The 2,204-nt window shown below is 76.2% G+C and carries 3 protein-coding genes; 1 reads left to right on the top strand and 2 read right to left on the bottom strand.

Annotated features, from left to right (window positions below; translation table 11 throughout):
* A partial coding sequence (locus C1I95_RS33445) for a benzoate/H(+) symporter BenE family transporter (protein ID WP_111220072.1) occupies positions 1–1,161 on the bottom strand: 1,161 nt, incomplete at its 3' end.
* Positions 1,162–1,216: 55 nt separating this feature from the next.
* On the opposite strand from C1I95_RS33445, the gene C1I95_RS33440 reads away from it, so the two are divergent.
* Positions 1,217–1,834: a helix-turn-helix domain-containing protein gene (locus C1I95_RS33440; protein WP_233514048.1), complete on the top strand. Its 618-nt coding sequence runs from the start codon at positions 1,217–1,219 to the stop codon at positions 1,832–1,834.
* 37 nt (positions 1,835–1,871) lie between these two features.
* On the opposite strand, the gene C1I95_RS33435 is transcribed toward C1I95_RS33440, so the two are convergent.
* The coding region (locus C1I95_RS33435) for a response regulator transcription factor (protein ID WP_146605942.1) at positions 1,872–2,204 on the bottom strand (333 nt) is incomplete at its 5' end.

Raw genomic sequence — 2,204 nt, 5'->3', positions numbered from 1 at the left:
GGGCTTGGGTGGGGTGCGGCGGTTGCGGAAGAGCAGGAGCATCAGGCAGCCGGCCACCAGGCCCCAGAACGCGCCGCCCACGCCGGCCAGCGACACCCCGGAGGCGGTGACCACCAGGGTGACCACCGCGGCCTCCCGGGCCGTCGGATCGGCCAACGCCGAGGTCAGCGCGGTAGCCAGCGCACCGAGCAGGGCCAGCCCGGCGACCGCCTCGATCAGCACCGGCGGCGCCCACCCGACCAGGGTGGTGACCGCCCCGGCGCCCAGCCCGAGCAGGGCCAGCCCGACGCCGGCGGTCACCGAAGCGATCCAGCGCCGGTCCGGATCGGGGTGCGCGTCCGGGCCGGCGGCCAGCGCGGCGGTGATGGCCGCCAGGTTGACCGCATGCCCACCGGCCGGCGCGGCGACCATGCTGGCCAGTCCGGTGGTCCGCAACGCGGCGCCGAGCGGCGGCCGGTAACCGTAGCCGACCAGCACGGCGGTGCCGGGCACGTTCTGCGCGGCCATGGTCACCAGGAACAGGGGCAGCGCCAACCCGACCAGGGCCGGCACGCTCCACTGCGGCGCGGTCACCTCGACCACCGGGCGCAGCCCGCCGGCGCCGCCGCCGGAGGTGGTCAGCGCGATCGCCCCCGCCGCCACCACCAGCGCGCCGGGGACCGCCCAGCGCCGGGCGAACCGGTGCAGCAGCAGCCAGGACACCAGCACCGGGGCGGCCAGCCCGGGCACCTCGACGAGGGCGCGGACCGGCGCGGTACACAGCGGCAGCAGCACCCCGGCGAGCATCGCCCCGGCGACCGGCTTGGGGATCGCCGCGACGGCCCGACCCAGCGCCGGGAACAGCCCGGCGGCCACGATGAGCAGCCCCGAGACGAGGAACGCCCCGACGGCGACCGGCCAGCCGCCCGGGACCGGGCCGGTGGCGACCAGCAGCGCCGCACCGGGAGTGGACCAGGCGATACTCAGCGGCAGCCGGTGCCGCAGGCCCAGCCAGGCGGCGCAGAGCCCGGAGGCGACGCAGAGCACGAGCAGCCCGGAGGCGGCCTGGGCCTCGGTGGCCCCGACGGCCCGCAGCCCGGCCAGCACCACGGTGAACGAACTGGCGAACCCGACCAGCGCGGTCACCACGCCCGCCAGCACCGGTTGCATCCGTCCCGCCATGCCCCACCTCCGATCGTTCCGTTTACGGAACAGCAGCGTGTAGCACCATAGCGGGGTGCCGCAGTCACCACCAGACCCACCCCGCCCGCAGGCCGGGCGCATACCGGCAGGTCCGTCCACCGAGCCGGCCGAGCCGGCCGGAGCCGACGCGGACACCCCGGCGATCGGTCGCCGGGTCCGCGCCCTGCGCGAGGCACGCGGGATCTCGCTGTCCGCGCTGGCCCGGCTGGCCGGCGTGGGCAAGGCGACGCTCTCCGGGCTGGAGAACGGCACCCGCAACCCCACCCTGGAGACGCTGTACGCGGTCACCGCTCAGCTCGGCGTACCGCTGACCTCGGTGCTGTCCGGGCCGGCGGCCGGGCCGACCGTGCGCGGAGCGGCGGTCAGCGCCACCCTGCTGGAGGTGTTCGAGGACGCGGACGCGACCTACGAGCTGTACCGGATGCGGGTCACACCCGGCCCCGGCCAGCTCTCACCCGCACACCAGCCCGGCGTCACCGAGCACGTCACGGTCTTCGCCGGGGTGCTGCGCGCCGGCCCGACCGACGCGCCGCTGACCGCCGCCGCCGGTGGGCACCTGCGCTGGACGTCCGACGTGCCGCACGGGTACGCCGCCGTCGGCGACGAGGAGGTCGCCGCCAGCCTCCTGCTCCGCTATCCCCGACCGAAGTAAGACGCCTGGCGCAGGTGAAGGGCTCCCTCCTGACGGCTCAGCCGTCCACCGGAGCCGGTGCCAGTCGCTGACGGACGGCCCAGAGCGCCACCCCGGTACGCGAGGCCGAGCCGGTCTTGCGCAGCAGGTTGGACACGTGCACGGTGACCGTCCGCACCGAGATGCCGAGGGCGCGGGCCACCTGCTTGTTGGACATCCCGGCGACCAGGCATTCGAGCACCTCGACCTCCCGGCCGGTCAGGTCGGCCAGGTCGGCCAGGACCGCCAGCGATGCCGAGTCACCCGCCGACGGCAAACCGCCGGCAGACGAACCGCCGGAAGACCCGGCGTCGAGCGCGGACCGGACGTCGACCGGGGACGGGGCTTCGGC

The organism is Micromonospora craterilacus (genome assembly GCF_003236315.1).
In the GTDB taxonomy this organism is placed as follows: domain Bacteria; phylum Actinomycetota; class Actinomycetes; order Mycobacteriales; family Micromonosporaceae; genus Micromonospora; species Micromonospora craterilacus.
This window is presented reverse-complemented; position numbering and strand designations above follow the sequence as displayed.